General features: G+C 69.6%; 13 protein-coding genes and 2 tRNA genes. 3 read left to right on the plus strand and 12 right to left on the minus strand.

The genetic code is table 11. The features are described 5' to 3' along the window. Nucleotides 1–28: 28 nt before the first annotated feature. Nucleotides 29–101 (minus strand) — tRNA-Ala (locus ABD236_RS27600). Between the two features lie 151 nt (nt 102–252). Here ABD236_RS27600 and ABD236_RS27605 point away from each other — a divergent pair. Then, nucleotides 253–801, plus strand: coding sequence for a helix-turn-helix domain-containing protein (locus ABD236_RS27605; protein WP_101389140.1), 549 nt, complete (start codon nt 253–255; stop codon nt 799–801). A gap of 24 nt (nt 802–825) precedes the next feature. Then, on the plus strand, nt 826–2,196 hold the full coding sequence (locus ABD236_RS27610) for a serine/threonine-protein kinase (protein WP_344078121.1): 1,371 nt from the start codon (nt 826–828) through the stop codon (nt 2,194–2,196). A gap of 99 nt (nt 2,197–2,295) precedes the next feature. On the opposite strand, the gene ABD236_RS27615 is transcribed toward ABD236_RS27610, so the two are convergent. Both ABD236_RS27615 and ABD236_RS27620 read right to left on the minus strand, forming a co-directional pair. Continuing rightward, a complete protein-coding gene (locus ABD236_RS27615; RefSeq protein WP_344078123.1) occupies nt 2,296–3,606 on the minus strand; it encodes a hypothetical protein in 1,311 nt (436 codons plus the stop codon). 143 nt (nt 3,607–3,749) lie between these two features. Continuing rightward, complete coding sequence (locus ABD236_RS27620; protein ID WP_003958712.1) at nt 3,750–3,884, minus strand: DLW-39 family protein; 135 nt, start codon at nt 3,882–3,884, stop codon at nt 3,750–3,752. Between the two features lie 210 nt (nt 3,885–4,094). Here ABD236_RS27620 and ABD236_RS27625 point away from each other — a divergent pair, with 210 nt between their 5' ends. Further along, a complete protein-coding gene (locus ABD236_RS27625; RefSeq protein ID WP_344078125.1) occupies nt 4,095–4,469 on the plus strand; it encodes a DUF6344 domain-containing protein in 375 nt (124 codons plus the stop codon). A 280-nt stretch (nt 4,470–4,749) separates the two neighbouring features. On the opposite strand, the gene ABD236_RS27630 is transcribed toward ABD236_RS27625, so the two are convergent. The 9 genes from ABD236_RS27630 to dnaA form a co-directional block, all read right to left on the minus strand. Beyond that, nucleotides 4,750–4,823, minus strand: a tRNA-Ile gene (locus ABD236_RS27630). A 111-nt stretch (nt 4,824–4,934) separates the two neighbouring features. Beyond that, nucleotides 4,935–5,504 (minus strand): DUF3566 domain-containing protein, encoded by a 570-nt coding sequence (locus tag ABD236_RS27635; RefSeq protein WP_344078127.1) that lies wholly within the window; start codon nt 5,502–5,504, stop codon nt 4,935–4,937. A gap of 87 nt (nt 5,505–5,591) precedes the next feature. Continuing rightward, nucleotides 5,592–8,204, minus strand: coding sequence for a DNA gyrase subunit A (gyrA, locus tag ABD236_RS27640; RefSeq protein ID WP_344078129.1), 2,613 nt, complete (start codon nt 8,202–8,204; stop codon nt 5,592–5,594). A gap of 44 nt (nt 8,205–8,248) precedes the next feature. Next, the gene (gene gyrB / locus ABD236_RS27645) at nt 8,249–10,312 is read right to left on the minus strand and encodes a DNA topoisomerase (ATP-hydrolyzing) subunit B (protein WP_344078131.1); all 2,064 of its coding nucleotides are present in this window, start codon (nt 10,310–10,312) and stop codon (nt 8,249–8,251) included. Between the two features lie 523 nt (nt 10,313–10,835). Beyond that, on the minus strand, nt 10,836–11,387 hold the full coding sequence (locus ABD236_RS27650) for a DciA family protein (protein WP_283142577.1): 552 nt from the start codon (nt 11,385–11,387) through the stop codon (nt 10,836–10,838). Next, a complete protein-coding gene (recF, locus tag ABD236_RS27655) occupies nt 11,384–12,505 on the minus strand; it encodes a DNA replication/repair protein RecF (RefSeq protein WP_344078135.1) in 1,122 nt (373 codons plus the stop codon). The genes ABD236_RS27650 and recF overlap by 4 nt, the downstream gene beginning before the upstream one ends. A gap of 43 nt (nt 12,506–12,548) precedes the next feature. Further along, the gene (gene gnd / locus ABD236_RS27660) at nt 12,549–13,427 is read right to left on the minus strand and encodes a phosphogluconate dehydrogenase (NAD(+)-dependent, decarboxylating) (protein WP_067162137.1); all 879 of its coding nucleotides are present in this window, start codon (nt 13,425–13,427) and stop codon (nt 12,549–12,551) included. Nucleotides 13,428–13,546: 119 nt separating this feature from the next. Next, nucleotides 13,547–14,677 carry a DNA polymerase III subunit beta gene (gene dnaN, locus ABD236_RS27665; protein ID WP_101389151.1) on the minus strand — a complete coding sequence of 377 codons (1,131 nt, stop codon included), beginning with the start codon at nt 14,675–14,677 and terminating at the stop codon, nt 13,547–13,549. A gap of 928 nt (nt 14,678–15,605) precedes the next feature. Then, nucleotides 15,606–17,384 (minus strand): chromosomal replication initiator protein DnaA, encoded by a 1,779-nt coding sequence (gene dnaA / locus ABD236_RS27670; protein WP_344078140.1) that lies wholly within the window; start codon nt 17,382–17,384, stop codon nt 15,606–15,608. Nucleotides 17,385–17,554 lie beyond the last annotated feature (170 nt).

Raw genomic sequence — 17,554 nt, forward strand, 5'->3', positions numbered from 1 at the left:
GTCCACGGCACCCGCCGTCGTCGTGCTGTGGAGCCTAGGGGAGTCGAACCCCTGACATCTGCCATGCAAAGACAGCGCTCTACCAACTGAGCTAAGGCCCCGGAAAGGTGATGCGCAGACCAGAGTACCGGGTGGAGACGGGTATCCCGCAAAAGGATTGGGACTCCCGGTGGGCGACCACTCTCCGTAAGATGCTCGTCGGGGTTCGCGACAGCGAAGCGCCTCAATGGGGAAGCGATGGGGAGACGCGCAATGGACGCAACGCAGCAAGAAGCGACCGCAAGAGCGAGGGAGCTTCAGCGGAGCTGGTACGGGGAGCCGCTGGGGGCGCTCTTCCGCCGGCTGATAGACGACCTGGGCCTGAACCAGGCCAGGCTCGCCGCCGTCCTCGGCCTGTCGGCCCCCATGCTGTCCCAGCTGATGAGCGGTCAGCGCGCCAAGATCGGCAACCCGGCCGTCGTCCAGCGCGTCCAGGCCCTCCAGGACCTGGCCGGGCAGGTCGCCGACGGCAGCGTCAGCGCCGCCGAGGCCACCGACCGGATGGACGAGATCAAGAAGTCCCAGGGCGGCTCGGTCCTCACCAACACCGGCCAGACCACGACCAGTTCGGGCGCGCCGACCGTGCGCCGCGTGGTGCGCGAGATCCAGTCGCTGCTGCGCTCGGTCGCGGCCGCCGGGGACATCATCGACGCAGCCGACACCCTCGCCCCGGCCCACCCCGAGCTGGCAGAGTTCCTCCGGGTGTACGGCGCCGGACGCACCGCCGAGGCGGTCGCCCACTACGAGGCGCACCAGAGCTGACGGCCATGGGGGCGGGGATGCCAGGTGGGTGAGGTCTTCGCCGGTCGGTACGAACTCATCGACCCGATCGGCCGCGGTGGCGTCGGCGCCGTCTGGCGCGCCTGGGACCACCGCCGCCGCCGCTGTGTGGCGGCGAAGGTCCTCCAGCAGAGCGACGCGCACACCCTGCTGCGCTTCGTCCGCGAGCAGGCGCTGAGGATCGACCACCCTCATGTGCTGGCCCCCGCGAGCTGGGCGGCCGACGACGACAAGGTCCTGTTCACCATGGACCTGGTGACCGGCGGCTCGCTGGCCCATCTGATCGGGGACTACGGGCCGCTGCCACCCCGGTTCGTCAGCGTGCTCCTCGACCAGCTGCTGGCCGGTCTCGCCGCGGTGCACGCCGAGGGGGTCGTGCACCGCGACATCAAGCCGGCCAACATCCTCCTGGAGGCCACCGGCACCGGGCGGCCGCATCTGCGGCTGTCCGACTTCGGCATCGCGATGCGCAAGGGCGAGCCGCGGCTCACCGAGACGAATTACGTGATGGGGACTCCCGGGTACTTCGCGCCCGAGCAGATCATGGGCGCGGACCCCGACTTCCCCTCCGATCTGTTCGCGGTCGGACTGGTCGCGCTGTATCTGCTGGAGGGTCAGAAGCCGGACGCCCGGGCCCTGGTGGAGTACTTCACCGCCCATGGCACTCCCGGGGCGCCACAGGGCGTCCCGGAGCCGCTGTGGCAGGTTCTGGCGGGTCTGTTGCAGCCGGACCCGCACGTCCGCTTCCGGACGGCCACGGGGGCGCGCAAGGCGCTCGCCTCGGCCGTCGAGCTGCTGCCGGACGTCTCGCCGGACGAGGAGCCGGTCGAGGTCTTCGACCAGGTGGGGCCGCTGCCGGAAGGGTTCGTGCCACGGGACCTTCCGCCGGTGCTGCGGCACACGCCGTCGTCCGGGACGCCACAGCACCAGCGTCCGGCACCTGCCTCGTCCCCCTCGCAGGAGCAGCGGGAAAAGGAACAGGAGCAGGAGCACGAGCAGGCAGGGTGGCGCGAGCAGGCGCGGCAGGAGCCGCAACGCCCGTTTCCCGCGCACCAGTTGCCCACGCCACCCACAGCCGACGGATTCCATCCGATCCCGCCCCCCTATCCGCCCTCGTACACACCCACCCCTGTCACTAAGAGGTACACCGGCCGAAGCGCGCAGGTTCCCACTCCCGCGCCACCGGTTTCCGGGCCTGTAGAGCCCCCGATGTCCGGAGCGGCCTCGTCCCCGGCTCCCGGACCTGTTGAGCCCCCGGCTTCCGGACCCGCCGCCCGCCACAAACGGCCGGGACCGCCCCCGAAGGTGACGGTCCCGGTGCTGATCATCGCCCTGCTCTGCTTCGCCGTCGGCTTCTGGGCACTCAGCCAGGTCTGAGCGGGCGATTCCGGACCGGCAACGTCGAGCAGGCCATGCCCGGAGCAGGCGATTTCCCGACCTCCGGCCAGGAATTCGGGCACTCAGCCCTACCCCGCCCTACCCCACCGCCCCCGCCCGCCGCCGCGCCACCAGCGTCCGTACCCCCAGCCACAGCACCAGCAGCGTCCCCGTGCCGATCCCGCCCGCCGCGAGCAGCCGCATCCCCGTCGAGCCGCCGTCGTGTCGGGACGGGCCCACCGCACCCGGGGTAGGGGCGCTGGTCCGGCCGCTGGACGCGAAGTCGGGTGCGGCCCCGTCGTACGCGGGCGCCGGCCCTGCCTTCCCGCGCACGCCCAGCCGAATTGTCACGGGATACGCCCCCGCGCCGAGCGTCCGGGCGACCTTGGGGCTGAGGCTGAGCGCGAGGTAGTAGTCGCCGTCGAAGCGCAGCGCGCCGACCTGGGCCGAAGTGGAGTGGCGGTTCCGGTAGTCCACCGCCGGGAGCGGCTGGAAGGCGACGGAAGCAGGGGTCCCGTCGTACCCCGTGTACACGTCAGCAACCGGGCCGAGCGCCGGGTTGTAGAGCTGGAGGTCGATGGCCTGGGCCACGTATCCGCTCCGGCCCGCCCGGCCCAGTTCGGCGCCGGCGAAGATCTGCTGTCCCCAGCCGACCGGGACGCGGTAGAAGAGCGTGCTGCCCGGGCGCAGCGTGTCGCGCCAGGCGCCGCCGGCCAGCCGGGGCGCGTCGGCGAAGCCCGTGCCGCCGTGTGCCGTGCGCGCCGCCGAGGAGGGCGCGGGCGGTGAGGCCGTGGGCCAGCGGGTGGGCGCGGTCGTCGCCTCGTCGGCCCTGAGCCCCGGCTCCTTCGCGTACCGCAGTTCGAGCCCCCACGCGCCGGGCGCCGAGGCACCGTCCCCGATCCGCTGGACCAACACGTAGTAGGTGCCCGCCGCCTGACAGGACGTCCGGTTCGCGGCCAGACCCCGAGAGACGTACGCGGCGATCGGCCTGGCGTACTCGGCAGGGCCGAAGGCCGCGCGGCCGGTGTCGCAGGTGTTGCCGTCGCGGTCCTGGAGCGTCAGCTCGATGCCGTCGCCGAACGCGACCACGGCGTCCGGTTTCGGCACGGCCACGGCCGAGACATAGGCGTCTCCGGAGCCGCCCAGATCGACCTGGAAGTACGCCTTCGCGCCAGGGCCGACGGCCGATCGGTACACCGTTCCGGCGGCCAGCCGGGGCGCGTCCTGGCCGGTGGCGGCACCGGTGACCGGCTGGGCGTGGGGGTCGTAGCGGTAGGGGCTCTCAGCGCGCGACGGGCGGTGCAGCTGCGGCCCGTTCGCGGCCCGCGCCCCCTGACCCGAAAGGGCCGTCAGCGTGCACAGCGCGGCCATGACGGCCAGGGCCCGGACCTTCCCACGCTGGTTCGTCATGCCGCCGCGCCCCCTTCAATTTTGCTTCCGCAAGCCATTGATTTGCGCAGGTGAACCCGTGGGGTCGACTGCCCCGGGCACATGACAGCACAGAGCCCCGGTCGCGTCGGCGGCCGGGGCTCTGCAACTGGACTCTGTGGGGCTCACACACCCGAACCTGCGGGCACGGAGTCGGTCGCCTCCGTCCACAGGTCCTGCTCGGCGCGATCCGCCTGGATCTGGCGGTACACGAGGAGCCCGCCGATGGCGGCCAGTGCGACCAGGAGGAGCTTCTTCACCGCGCGACCTCGTCTTTCCTTGACGTAAGGGACCTCTGTCGCCCGACTATACACACCGATCGATATCAATCGGTGATGCTCCATCCGAGTGCAGTTCATCGGAAGATCCGCCCATAGCGGTGCGTCGCACCCTCGCTCTCAGCCGCCCGTACACATCATGAGGTACATCGCAAATCGGGCAACCCGGAACGGCACAGAAGCGAGGACGTCATGGCAAACAGCAAGCTCACGACCTGGTGGACCGCACTCATCGGCGCGTTCGCCGCCCTGTTCGCCTTCTTCGGTCTGGCCGGTCAGGCCACCGCCGCCGCTTCCGTACCCCAGCAGGGCGCCGCCCGCCACCTGAGCGTGAGCGCGGCTCCCGAGACGCCGAACGTGCGATGGGCCCTGCCCAGCGCCTCCGCGCTGCCGCCCACGATGAAGCAGCGCATCCGCGCCGAGGCCCACGGGTCCTCGCCCTCCACCCGGCATCTGCCCACCGGGTACGACGAGAACGAAGCCGGCGACGGCGCGCAGTCCACGGATTCCGACGACACGGCACAGGCCCCCGCCCTGGACGACGAGGCCCCGCCGCCCTCCTCCTGACCCCTCCCTCCCGGCTCTGCCCGAGCCCGCGAACCACGAGCCCGGCGACTCCCCCGAGTCGCCGGGCTTCTTCGTGTGCGTACGTACGTAGTACGTACGCGAAGGACGCACCCCGTACGCCAAGGACGCACCCCTCCAGGCCGCCCGCCGAACCTCCCCGTACAACGAGCCACGCACAGCAAGCCGAGCAAGCCGAACACAACAAGCCGCACGCACAAGGAAGACAAGCGCGCACAACGAAAAGGTCCCCGGACGGATCGTCCGGGGACCTTCTGCACTGTGGGGCTAACAGGATTTGAACCTGTGGCCTCATCCTTATCAGGGATGCGCTCTAACCAACTGAGCTATAGCCCCGCCGCGCTCTGCGGGGTGTCCCCCGCGCGCTGACCTCTGAAGATTAGCGCACGTGGGGGCCAGTCCCAAAATCGATGGCCGCCCCAGGTCCTACCTGCGGCGACCCGCGCTTTACTCGTCCTCCGCCAGCGTGAGCTCGATGCCGCCCACGAAGCCCGCCGACAGGTTGTAGATGAACGCGCCGAGCGTGGCCAGCGCGGTGGCGAGCACCACGTCGATGACCGCGATCACCGAGGTGAAGATCAGCACGCGCGGCAGCGACAGGAAGGACTGGAGGTCGAAGCCGTTCGACTCGTTGGAGCCGGTGGCCTCGCTGATGGTCCCGCCCACGGACGAGAAGACACCCATGGCGTCCATGACCATCCACAGCACCGCCGACGCCACCACCGTGCACACACCGAGCGCGATGGAGAGCAGGAAGCTGACCTTCATCACCGACCAGGGGTCGGCCTTGGCCACCCGCAGCCGTGCCTTGCGGGTGCGCGGCGTCGTACGCGCCCCCGTGCGGGGGCGGCGGACGGCGGGGCCGCCGCCGCGCTGCTGGCCGCCCTGCGTCCCGTTCTGGGACGTCGGGTAGGCCTGCGGCGGGTGGTACGGCTGCCCCGGGCCCGAGGCGGCCTCGCGCTCGCCGGGCAGCGCCCCGTACTCGGACCGGGCCTCCGGCCCGCGGGTGTCGGTCACCGTTACCCCCTGGGACTCCGCGGCGGGGCCACGGGCACCCTTCGCTCCGGAAGCGGCCGATCCGGCGCCCGTGGCTCCACTCACGCTTTACTCCTCGTGCTCCCCGGCCGAGGGCTCGATGCCCTCGACTGCGGCCTCGGCAGACTCGCCCTCGGCCGTGTCGATCTCGGTCCCTTCGGGACCGTCGACCTCTTCAGCCTCGCGACCGGCCTCGGCGTTACGAGCGATACCGACGACGGCATCGCGCTTGCCCAGGTTGATCAGTTGGACGCCCATGGTGTCACGGCCCGTCTCCCTGACCTCGTTGACTCGCGTACGAATCACACCACCGCCGAGCGTGATGGCGAGGATTTCGTCCGTCTCCTCGACCACCAGCGCGCCGACCAGCGAGCCCCGGTCCTCGACGATCTTGGCGGCCTTGATACCGAGGCCACCGCGACCCTGGACGCGGTACTCGTCGACGGGGGTCCGCTTCGCGTACCCGCCGTCGGTGGCGGTGAACACGAAAGTACCGGGCCGGACGACATTCATCGAGAGCAGCTCGTCGCCCTCGCGGAAACTCATCCCCTTGACGCCGGAGGTGGCGCGGCCCATCGGGCGCAGCGCGTCGTCCGTCGCCGTGAAGCGGATGGACTGCGCCTTCTTGCTGACGAGCAGCAGATCGTCCTCGGCCGACACCAGCTCGGCGCCGATGAGTTCGTCGTCGCTGCCGTCCGCGGTCTCGCGCAGGTTGATGGCGATGACACCACCCGAACGGGGCGAGTCGTAGTCCTTGAGCGAGGTCTTCTTCACCAGGCCGCCCTTGGTGGCCAGGATCAGATAGGGCGCCGCCTCGTAGTCGCGGATGGCGAGGATCTGGGCGATCTTCTCGTCCGGCTGGAAGGCGAGCAGGTTCGCCACGTGCTGGCCGCGCGCGTCCCGGCCGGCGTCCGGCAGCTCGTACGCCTTGGCCCGGTAGACCCGGCCCTTGTTGGTGAAGAACAGCAGCCAGTGGTGCGTGGTGGAGACGAAGAAGTGGTCGACGATGTCGTCCTGCTTCAGCTTGGTGCCCCGTACGCCCTTGCCGCCGCGCTTCTGCGACCGGTAGTCCTCGGTCTTGGTGCGCTTGACGTAGCCGCCGTTGGTGATGGTGACGACGATGTCCTCTTCGGCGATCAGGTCCTCGATGGACATGTCACCGTCGAAGGGCACCAGCTTGGAGCGCCGGTCGTCGCCGAACTTCTCGACGATCGCGGCCAGCTCCTCGCTGATGATCTGGCGCTGGCGCTCGGGCGAGGCGAGGATCGCGTTGTACTCGTTGATCTTCGCCTGGAGCTCGTCGTGCTCGGCGACGATCTTCTGGCGCTCCAGGGCGGCGAGCCGGCGGAGCTGCATCTCCAGAATCGCGTTGGCCTGGATCTCGTCGATGGAGAGCAGGCCCATCAGGCCCTCGCGCGCGACCTCGACGGTGTCGCTGCGCCGGATCAGCGCGATGACCTCGTCGATGGCGTCCAGCGCCTTGAGCAGACCGCGCAGGATGTGGGCCCGCTCCTCGGCCTTGCGCAGCCGGAACCTGGTGCGCCGGACGATGACCTCGATCTGGTGCGTCACCCAGTGGCGGATGAACGCGTCCAGCGAGAGCGTGCGCGGCACGCCGTCGACGAGCGCCAGCATGTTGGCGCCGAAGTTCGTCTGGAGGTCGGTGTGCTTGTACAGGTTGTTGAGGACGACCTTGGCGACGGCGTCGCGCTTGAGCACGATGACCAGGCGCTGGCCGGTACGGGAGCTGGTCTCGTCCCGGACGTCGGCGATGCCGCCGACCTTGCCGTCCTTCACCAGGTCGGCGATCTTCTGGGCCAGGTTGTCGGGGTTGACCTGGTACGGAAGCTCGGTGACCACCAGGCACTGGCGGTTCTGGATCTCCTCCACCGCGACCACCGCGCGCATGGTGATCGAGCCGCGCCCGGTGCGGTACGCCTCCTCGATGCCCTTGCGGCCGACGACGAGGGCGCCGGTCGGGAAGTCGGGGCCCTTGATGCGCTCGATCAGCGCGTCCAGGAGCTCCTCGTGCGAGGCCTCGGGGTGCGACAGGAACCACTGGGCGCCGTCCGCGACCTCGCGCAGGTTGTGCGGCGGGATGTTGGTGGCCATACCGACGGCGATACCGGCGGAGCCGTTGACCAGCAGGTTCGGGATGCGCGCCGGCAGGACCGTCGGCTCCTGGTTGCGGCCGTCGTAGTTGTCCTGGAAGTCGACGGTCTCCTCGTCGATGTCGCGGACCATCTCCATGGACAGCGGCATCATCTTGCACTCGGTGTACCGCATGGCGGCGGCCGGGTCGTTGCCCGGGGAACCGAAGTTGCCGTTGGAGTCCACCAGCGGCATCCGCATCGACCAGGGCTGGGCGAGGCGGACGAGCGCGTCGTAGATCGAGGAGTCGCCGTGCGGGTGGTATGTACCCATGACGTCGCCGACGACGCGGGCGCACTTGTAGAAGCCCTTCTCGGGCCGGTAGCCGCCGTCGTACATCGCGTACAGCACACGGCGGTGGACGGGCTTCAGGCCGTCCCGTACGTCCGGCAGCGCGCGCGAGACGATGACGGACATCGCGTAGTCGAGGTAGGAGCGCTGCATCTCCGTCTCGAGCCCGACGGGCTCGATGCGCAGGACAGGTTCTTCCTCGGTGGGTTCAGTGGTCGCGGGAGTGTTCTCGTCGGCCATTGCTGGTTCTCAAGTCCTTTCGAAGCGGTCAGCGACGGACCGACTCAGATGTCGAGGAAGCGGACGTCCTTGGCGTTGCGCTGGATGAACGAGCGCCGTGCCTCGACGTCCTCGCCCATCAGCACCGAGAACAGGTCGTCGGCCTGGGCCGCGTCGTCCAGGGTGACCTGGCCGAGCACGCGGTGGTCGACGTCCATGGTGGTGACGCGCAGTTCCTCGGCGTTCATCTCGCCCAGACCCTTGAAGCGCTGGATCGAGTCCTCGCGGATCCGCTTGCCGTTCTGCTTGCCGAGCTCCACCAGGGCGTCGCGCTCACGGTCCGAGTACGCGTACTCGAAGTCGTCCCGGCCCCACTTGATCTTGTAGAGCGGCGGGCGCGACAGATACACGTGCCCGGCCTCGACCAGCGGCCGCATGAAGCGGAAGAGGAAGGTCAGCAGCAGGGTGTTGATGTGCTGGCCGTCGACATCGGCGTCCGCCATCAGGATGATCTTGTGATAGCGGAGCTTCTCGATGTCGAAGTCCTCGTGGACTCCGGTGCCGAAGGCCGAGATCAGCGCCTGGACCTCGGTGTTCTGCAGGATCTTGTCGATTCGGGCCTTCTCGACGTTCAGGATCTTGCCGCGGATCGGCAGGATGGCCTGGTACATCGGGTTGCGGCCGGACTTCGCCGAACCACCGGCGGAGTCACCCTCGACGATGAAGATCTCGCACTTCGTCGGGTCGTTGGACTGGCAGTCCGAGAGCTTGCCGGGCAGCGAGGCGCTCTCCAGCAGACCCTTGCGGCGGGTCAGGTCGCGCGCCTTGCGGGCGGCGACCCGGGCCGTCTGCGCCTGGATCGCCTTGCGGATGATGTCCGCGGCCTCGTTGGGGTTCCGGTCGAACCAGTCGGTCAGGTGCTCGTGCACCACCTTCTGGACGAACGTCTTCGCCTCGGTGTTGCCCAGCTTGGTCTTGGTCTGGCCCTCGAACTGCGGCTCGCCCAGCTTGACGGAGATGATCGCCGTCAGACCCTCGCGGATATCCTCGCCGGAGAGGTTGTCGTCCTTCTCGCGCAGCAGCTTCTTGTCGCGGGCGTACCGGTTGACCAGGCCCGTGAGCGCGGCGCGGAAACCCTCCTCATGCGTACCCCCCTCGTGCGTGTGGATGGTGTTCGCAAAGGAGTAAACGCCCTCGCTGTACTGAGAGTTCCACTGCATCGCGATCTCGGCCGAGAGCATGCGCTCCTTGTCCTCGGCCTCCACGTCGATCACGGTCGGGTGGATCAGCTCGCCCTTGCGCGAGTTGAGGTACTTCACGAAGTCGACGATGCCGCCCTCGTAGTAGTACTTGACCGTACGGACCTGCTCTTCGTCCGCTTCCTCGACGGTGTCCGCGCCCGCGGTGGCCTTCGCCGACTCGCGCTCGTCGGTCAGCTGGATCGACAGGCCCTTGTTGAGGAAGGCCATCTCCTGGAAGCGCCGCGACAGCGTCTCGAAGGAGTACTCGGTCGTCTCGAAGATGTCGCCGTCGGCCCAGAAGGTGACCGAGGTGCCCGTCTCGTCCGTGGCCTCGTGCCGCTCGAGCGGCGCGGTCGGGGCGCCCCCCTTGTACTCCTGCGTCCAGCGGTAGCCGTCCGTCTTGATCTCGACGGCGAGCTTGGTCGAGAGCGCGTTCACGACGGAGACACCGACACCGTGCAGACCGCCGGAGACGGCGTAGCCACCACCGCCGAACTTGCCGCCCGCGTGCAACACGGTGAGCACGACCTCCACGGCCGGCTTCTTCTCCACCGGGTGGATGCCCACGGGGATGCCACGGCCGTTGTCGATCACACGGACGCCGCCGTCGGCCAGGATCGTCACGTCGATCGTGTCCGCGTGACCGGCCAGGGCCTCGTCGACGGAGTTGTCCACGACTTCCTGCACCATGTGGTGCAGACCACGCTCACCGGTCGAGCCGATGTACATGCCAGGTCGCTTACGGACCGCGTCCAGGCCTTCGAGGACGGTGATCGCGCTGGCGTCGTACGAGGAGGTGACCTCGCCGTTCTCGCCGACGACAGTGGACGGGGTGTTCTCGTTGGGGTTGCCGGAATCGGCCACGAAGCGCCCTTTCTGGCACAGCACAGCCTTCCCCTGGGCAGACAGGAGCAGCTGTGTCGTTCAGCGATGGTCAGCGCCGACCGGTGCCCTGGGGGGCACCACCCGACCGCGTCTTTCGGTGGGTCCCGCGAGGAGGGCGGGATTATTGACCAGTCTACCGGTAGCGCCGACATGAATGGGGGTTTGCCGGTACCTGAGTCCGCATGTGCCGCCCTGAGCGGGCGGCTGCCGACTCCCCATATCCGGGCAGGGGCTCTAAGAGCTTCACACCGGCATTCAGCGCTTCGGCCTGTCAACCTCCGGCTACCGTGAGGGACGCCTCACCCATACCGCCCGGTTTCCTGATGCGCGACGGGCTTCGCCAAGAGGGCGACAGCCGCTTCTTCGCGGCTGCGTCTTCGCAGGCGGGAGCGGCACGGCCGACCGTGCGCGGGCGTCTTCCACGCGCGCGTACGCATGTCTTCCACGGGCGCCCGCGTCCGCTCCGTACGCTTCCGCGCGGGCTTCCAGCGAGCTGACGGCGAGACCAGGGCGTCCCCGCCCCGCCTCATCCGTATGTGTCGCCGGGCCCCGTGCTCCCCGGGGCCCGCAGGCGCCCGTACCGGGTGGGCGGGCCACCGGGGCCCAGGACCTTGATCATGCGGACCGTGCCATGCCCCAGGTCCGCGTTGAGCCGGGCCACCAGCTGGGGCGCGAGCAGTCGCAGCTGCGTCGCCCACGCCGTGGAGTCGCACTGCACCGTGAGCACCCGCTCGTCGGGGTCCTCGTCATAGCGCAGCGGGACGCAGTGCTTGGCCAGGTCGTCGCCGACGATCTGCGGCCAGCGGCCCATCACACCGCCCACCGCGGCCGGGGTCTCCCAGCCGCGCTCGGTGATCAGCCGGTTGATGGCGGCGCCCAGCGGCTGCGGGTCGCGCCCGTCCGCGCGGGCGCCCGAGCGCAGCCCGCCGCCCCGGCGGGCCTGCTTCTTCTGCTGTGCGGCGGCGCCCCGCGCCTTGGCCTGCTCCTTGGCGGCGCGCAACGCCACGCGCGCGAGGTCGACGCCGGAGGACTCGGGAACCTTGGGGGCGGGCGTCTCGTTACCGGAGTGCTCGCTCATACCCGCGCCACCTCTCCCGCGGCGACCTCGTACCGAGCCCCCGCGAGGACGCCGGGCACATCGTCGTCCACGGCCGCCGTCACCAGCACCTGCTCGCCCGGAGCCACCAGCTCCGCCAGCCGTTCGCGGCGCCGGGCGTCCAGCTCGGCGAAGACGTCGTCCAGGACCAGCACCGGCTCGTTGCCCTCGGCCCGCAGCAGGTCGTACGAGGCGAGCCGCAGCGCCAGCGCGTAGGACCAGGACTCGCCGTGGCTGGCGTAGCCCTTGGCCGGGAGCTGGCCGAGCTTGAGCAGCAGGTCGTCGCGGTGCGGCCCGACCAGCGTGACACCCCGCTCGATCTCCTGCTTGCGCACCTCGGCGAGCGCGGCCATCAGCTGCCCGTACAGGTCCTCACGGGTGGAGGCCTCGCCCTGCGCCGACGGCCTGTACTCCAGGGCCACCGGGCCGCCGCCGGGCGCCAGCTGCTCGTACGCCTTGTCGGCGAGCGGCTGGAGGGTCGCGATCAGATCGAGCCGCTGGGCGAGCAGCTCCGCCCCGGCGCGCGCCAGATGCTGGTCCCACACGTCGAGCGTCGACAGGTCCATGCCGCGGCCGCCGTGGCGCCGGGCCATCGCGGCGGACTTGAGCAGGGTGTTGCGCTGCTTGAGGACGCGGTCGTAGTCGGAGCGGACGGCCGCCATGCGCGGGGAGCGCGCGGTGACCAGCTCGTCCAGGAACCGGCGCCGCTCGCCGGGGTCGCCCTTGACCAGCGCCAGATCCTCCGGCGCGAAGAGCACCGTGCGTACTATCCCCAGCACGTCACGCGGTCTGACCTGCGAGGACCGGTTGATACGGGCGCGGTTGGCGCGGCCCGGGTTGAGCTCCAGCTCGATCAGCTGGGAGCGCTCGCCCTGGGTCACCGCCGCCCGGATGACGGCGCGCTCGGCGCCCATCCGTACCAGCGGCGCGTCCGAGGAGACCCGGTGGCTGCAGAGGGTCGCCAGATAGCCGACGGCCTCGACGAGATTGGTCTTGCCCTGGCCGTTGGCCCCCACGAACGCGGTGACGCCCGGGTCGAGCGGAACCTCGACCCGGGCGTACGAGCGGAAGTCGGCCAGCGAGAGATGCGTGACGTGCATGGTGGTGCGCCGACCTCCCCCGGCCCTGCCAACAGCCTGTGGATTACTTCTTGGACTCGACCGCGTGGCCGCCGAACTGGTTGCGCAGCGCCGCGATCATCTTCATCTGCGGGGAGTCGTCCTGCCGGGAGGCGAACCGCGCGAACAGCGACGCGGTGATCGCGGGCAGCGGGACGGCGTTGTCGATGGCCGCCTCGACGGTCCACCGGCCCTCGCCGGAGTCCGCCGCGAAGCCACGCAGCTGGTCGAGGTGCTCGTCCTCGTCCAGGGCGTTGACCGCCAGGTCCAGCAGCCAGGAACGGATGACCGTGCCCTCCTGCCAGCTGCGGAAGACCTCGCGCACGTCGGTGACGGAGTCGACCTTCTCCAGGAGCTCCCAGCCCTCGGCGTACGCCTGCATCATCGCGTACTCGATGCCGTTGTGGACCATCTTGGCGAAGTGGCCGGCGCCGACCTTGCCCGCGTGGACCGAGCCGAACTCGCCCTCGGGCTTGAGCGCGTCGAAGACCGGCTGGACCTTCGCCACGTTCTCGGCGTCGCCGCCGTACATCAGCGCGTAGCCGTTCTCCAGGCCCCAGACGCCGCCGGAGACGCCGCAGTCGACGAAGCCGATGCCCTTGAGGCCCAGCTCGACGGCGTGCTTCTCGTCGTCCGTCCAGCGCGAGTTGCCGCCGTCGACGACGACGTCACCGGGGGAGAGCAGCTCCGCCAGCTCGTCGATGGTCGACTGGGTCGCGGCGCCGGCCGGGACCATCACCCAGACCACGCGCGGGCCCTTGAGCTTGCCCACAAGCTCTTCGAGGCTGTGGACATCGGCGACGTCCGGGTTGCGGTCGTAACCGATGACGGTGTGGCCTGCGCGGCGAATCCGCTCGCGCATGTTGCCGCCCATCTTGCCGAGGCCGACGAGACCGAGCTCCATCACATGATCCTTTGACGTTGTGGCGTTCGTACCCGTGTCCGAGACTACGCCCGGACACGGGTACACACCTGTGGGGTCGGCCGCTCAGACGAACGCGGCCCCGGCGCAGGTCAGCGAGGTCAGCCGGAGAGGCGCACCGGCATGATCAGGTACTTGTACGCGTCGTCCGCCTCGGCGTCGAGCGCGGGCTTGCCGCTCAGCAGCGCCGGCTTGGTCGAGGTGGTGAAGGAGAGCTGGGCGACCGGGGAGTCGATGGCGCTCAGGCCGTCGAGCAGGAAGGTCGGGTTGAAGGCGATCGAGATGTCGTCGCCCTCCAGGTTGGCGTCGACCCTTTCCACAGCCTGTGCGTCGTCGCTGGAGCCGGCCTCCAGGATGAGCACGCCCTGCTCGAAGCTGAGGCGGACCGGCGTGTTGCGCTCGGCGACCAGGGAGACGCGCTTGACGGCCTCCACGAAGGGCGCGGTCTCGATCACCGCGACCGAGTTGAACTCGGTGGGGAACAGCGTCCGGTACTTCGGCAGGTCGCCTTCGAGCAGGCGGGTGGTGGTGCGCCGGCCGGCGCCCTCGAAGCCGATCAGGCCCTCACCGGCGCCCGAGCCCGACAGCGCGAGCGTGACCGTGTCACCGCTGGTCAGGGCCTTGGCGGTGTCCAGGAGCGTCTTGGCGGGCACCAGGGCGACCGCGGAGGCGTCCGGGTTCTCCGGCTTCCACAGGAACTCGCGGACCGCGAAGCGGTAGCGGTCGGTCGAGGCCAGGGTGACCGTGTCGCCCTCGATCTCGATCCGCACGCCCGTCAGCACCGGCAGCGTGTCGTCGCGCCCGGCGGCGATGGCGACCTGGGCGGCGGCGGAGGCGAAGACCTCACCGGGAACGGTGCCGGTCGCGGTCGGCATCTGCGGCAGCGCCGGGTACTCCTCCACAGGCAGGGTGTGGAGGGTGAAGCGGGAGGAGCCGCAGACCACCGTCGCCCGTACACCGTCTGTGGAAATCTCCACCGGACGGTTGGGGAGGGCGCGGCAGATGTCGGCGAGCAGGCGGCCGGAGACGAGCACCGTGCCGTCCTCGTCGACCTCGGCCTCGACCGAGACCCGCGCCGAGACCTCGTAGTCGAAGCTGGAGAAGCTGAGGGCGCCGTCCTCCGCCTTCAGAAGAAGGCCCGCGAGCACGGGCGCGGGCGGACGGGCCGGGAGGCTGCGGGCCACCCACGCCACCGCCTCCGCGAGAACATCGCGCTCCACCCGGATCTTCACCGGAACCGCCTCCTGCTGTTGCTGGCTCGCCCTGCTGGCCTTCGTCGTCGGCTGTATCGCCGGGGACCAGTCTGACGTACGCCGCTGACACTCGGTGCGAGTCGGGGTCAAGTCGTGGCGAGAGGTCCGGGAGCCACCGGCGCCGAGTTGTGCACAGGCCCCACTTCGAAGCGAAATCCGAGCTAACTCTAAGTGGGAGTAGTAGTAGGGCCTGTGGAAACCGTGGATAACCCCGTTTTCCCTGGTCAGACCCTGTTTTTTGTCCACCGTGCCTGTGGGTGGAGCCGGTGGACAACTCACTGGTTCTGTGGACACCCGAAAGTTCTGCACACCCGATGCACAGGCAGGGCCCACTTCTCCCCAGAGCTGTCCCCAGCTTTACCCACGTTCCCCACAGCCCAACCGGGCTCGTTGGTGTGACGGCTTTCACTCGACCCGGTGATGGAGGGTGTTGCGTTGCCGAACAGTGGACAGCGCTGTGGAGAAGCTGTGGGCAACGTGCCCCAGCCTGTGGGCCGCCGGTGGACAACTTTGACCACAGGCTGTGGACAAAGATTTCGTCCACAGCCTGTGGAGCACGCTCACACACAAATCCACAAGTATCTGACCTGGGGTGATGGAGTATCAGGGCCCCAGCCTGTGGAAGCAATCTGGACAACTGGACAGTCCCCAGGGTGTGGACGGGGAAAAGTCCCCGGATCTGTGGAGAACCCCCTCTGACCGGCGCGTATTCGAACACCGGGTGCCGGAGCGAGCCGTACGGGAGGGCCGCGGCGGCCGTCCACAGAGGTGGGGACGACGGCCTCACGGGTCCCGGAAGAGCCCGTCTGCGGCAACTCACGCGCGCGTGGACGGACGCTCACGGACGACGAAAAGGGCGCCCGGGACGGTGTCCCGGGCGCCCTGTGAGGCTCTGTGAGCGGTCGGCTCAGCCGTTCTTGATGCGGTTGGTGAGCTCGGTGACCTGGTTGTAGATGGAGCGCCGCTCGGCCATCAGCGCACGGATCTTGCGGTCGGCGTGCATCACCGTGGTGTGGTCGCGCCCGCCGAACTGTGCCCCGATCTTCGGCAGCGAGAGATCGGTGAGCTCGCGGCACAGGTACATGGCGATCTGGCGCGCCGTCACCAGAACGCGGCTGCGCGAGGATCCGCACAGGTCCTCGACGGTCAGGCCGAAGTAGTCCGCGGTCGCCGCCATGATGGCGCCGGCCGTGATCTCGGGCGCCGAGTCCTCGCCGCCGGGGATCAGGTCCTTCAGCACGATCTCGGTGAGCCCCAGGTCCACCGGCTGCCGGTTGAGCGAAGCGAACGCCGTCACCCGGATCAGCGCGCCCTCCAGCTCACGGATGTTCCGCGAGATCCGGGACGCGATGAACTCCAGTACCTCCGGCGGGGCGTTGAGCTGCTCCTGCACCGCCTTCTTACGGAGGATCGCGATACGCGTCTCCAGCTCGGGCGGCTGCACATCGGTGGTCAGACCCCACTCGAACCGGTTGCGCAGCCGGTCCTCCAGCGTCATCAGCTGCTTGGGCGGCCGGTCGGAGGAGAGCACGATCTGCTTGTTGGCGTTGTGGAGCGTGTTGAAGGTGTGGAAGAACTCCTCCTGCGTCGACTCCTTGCTCGCCAGGAACTGGATGTCGTCGACCAGCAGGATGTCCACGTCCCGGTACCGCTTGCGGAAGGTGTCGCCCTTGCCGTCGCGGATCGAGTTGATGAACTCGTTGGTGAACTCCTCGGAGCTCACGTACCGCACGCGCGTGCCGGGGTAGAGGCTGCGGGCGTAGTGCCCGATGGCGTGCAGCAGATGCGTTTTGCCAAGGCCCGACTCCCCGTAGATGAAGAGCGGGTTGTACGCCTTGGCCGGCGCCTCGGCGACGGCCACCGCCGCCGCGTGCGCGAACCGGTTCGAGGAACCGATGACGAACGTGTCGAAGAGGTACTTGGGGTTCAGGCGCGCGTGCGGCTCACCCGGGCCGCCCGGCTGGGCCGCCGAGGACGACGAGGGGCCGCCCATCGGACGCGGGGCGCCGCCGCCCGGCTGCGGGCCGCCGTGGTGCTGCTGGGCCTGCGGCTCGGGCATCTCGTGGCGCTCGGGCTTGTACGGCTGCGCCTGCTGCTCGTACGACGGCGGCTGCTCGTACTGCGACCGCTCGGGCATCTGCGGCTGCCGGTAGTCGTGCTGCGGCTGCTGCGGGCGGGCGGTCGCGTACGGGTCGCGGTCCTGGAAGCCGCCCAGGCGCGGCTGCTGCCAGGACAGGTCCTCCTGGGCGCGCGGCCAGGCACCGGGCTCGGCGCGCGGCTGCTGGTACTCCGGATAGGCCGGGCGCACGGTCGGCAGCCCGTCGTCGGCCGGGCGGCCGTAGGCGTCGTCCTGGTAGCGCGGGGGCTGCTGCTGGGGCGGCGCGGACTGCGGGCCGGCGCCGGGGGGCTCGCCCACGGAGTCGTCGACGGTGATCGCGATCCGGATCGGGCGGCCGCACTCACGGCTGAGCGTGTCGCTGATCAGCGGCGCGAGCCGGCCCTCCAGGACGCGCTTGCCCCACTCGTTGGGAACGGCGAGCAGCGCCGTGTCGGCGACCAGGGCGAGCGGCTGGCAGCGCTCGATCCACTGCTTGTCCTTGGGCTCGATGCCCTGCTGGCCCTCTGAGAGGAGCTGCTCCAGCACTCGTGGCCACACTGCGGCAAGATCGGCAGGTACGTCAGCCACAAGGCACGCTCTCTCGCAGGTCCCACGAATGTGTGGTTCTCGGGACGGGATGGAAGGACAGGCAAGGACAGAAAGGAAAAGAGTTCGGGGTCGAGCCACGGTAGTCGCGGCGACTGACGTGGTTCAAGTTGTTGTCCACAGGCTGTGCACAGTGGGCCCCGGGATGGCGC

Origin of the sequence: Streptomyces crystallinus (assembly GCF_039521265.1) — a bacterium.
GTDB classification, from domain to species: Bacteria; Actinomycetota; Actinomycetes; order Streptomycetales; family Streptomycetaceae; genus Streptomyces; species Streptomyces crystallinus.

What these genes read in the sequence shown, in the direction of transcription:
- ABD236_RS27605 (WP_101389140.1), top strand. Translation starts at nt 253, where the DNA reads ATGGACGCAACGCAGCAAGAAGCGACCGCAAGAGCGAGGGAGCTTCAG.
- ABD236_RS27615 (WP_344078123.1), bottom strand. Translation starts at nt 3,606, where the DNA reads ATGACGAACCAGCGTGGGAAGGTCCGGGCCCTGGCCGTCATGGCCGCG.
- ABD236_RS27625 (WP_344078125.1), top strand. Translation starts at nt 4,095, where the DNA reads ATGGCAAACAGCAAGCTCACGACCTGGTGGACCGCACTCATCGGCGCG.
- gyrA (WP_344078129.1), bottom strand. Translation starts at nt 8,204, where the DNA reads ATGGCCGACGAGAACACTCCCGCGACCACTGAACCCACCGAGGAAGAA.
- ABD236_RS27650 (WP_283142577.1), bottom strand. Translation starts at nt 11,387, where the DNA reads ATGAGCGAGCACTCCGGTAACGAGACGCCCGCCCCCAAGGTTCCCGAG.
- recF (WP_344078135.1), bottom strand. Translation starts at nt 12,505, where the DNA reads ATGCACGTCACGCATCTCTCGCTGGCCGACTTCCGCTCGTACGCCCGG.
- gnd (WP_067162137.1), bottom strand. Translation starts at nt 13,427, where the DNA reads ATGGAGCTCGGTCTCGTCGGCCTCGGCAAGATGGGCGGCAACATGCGC.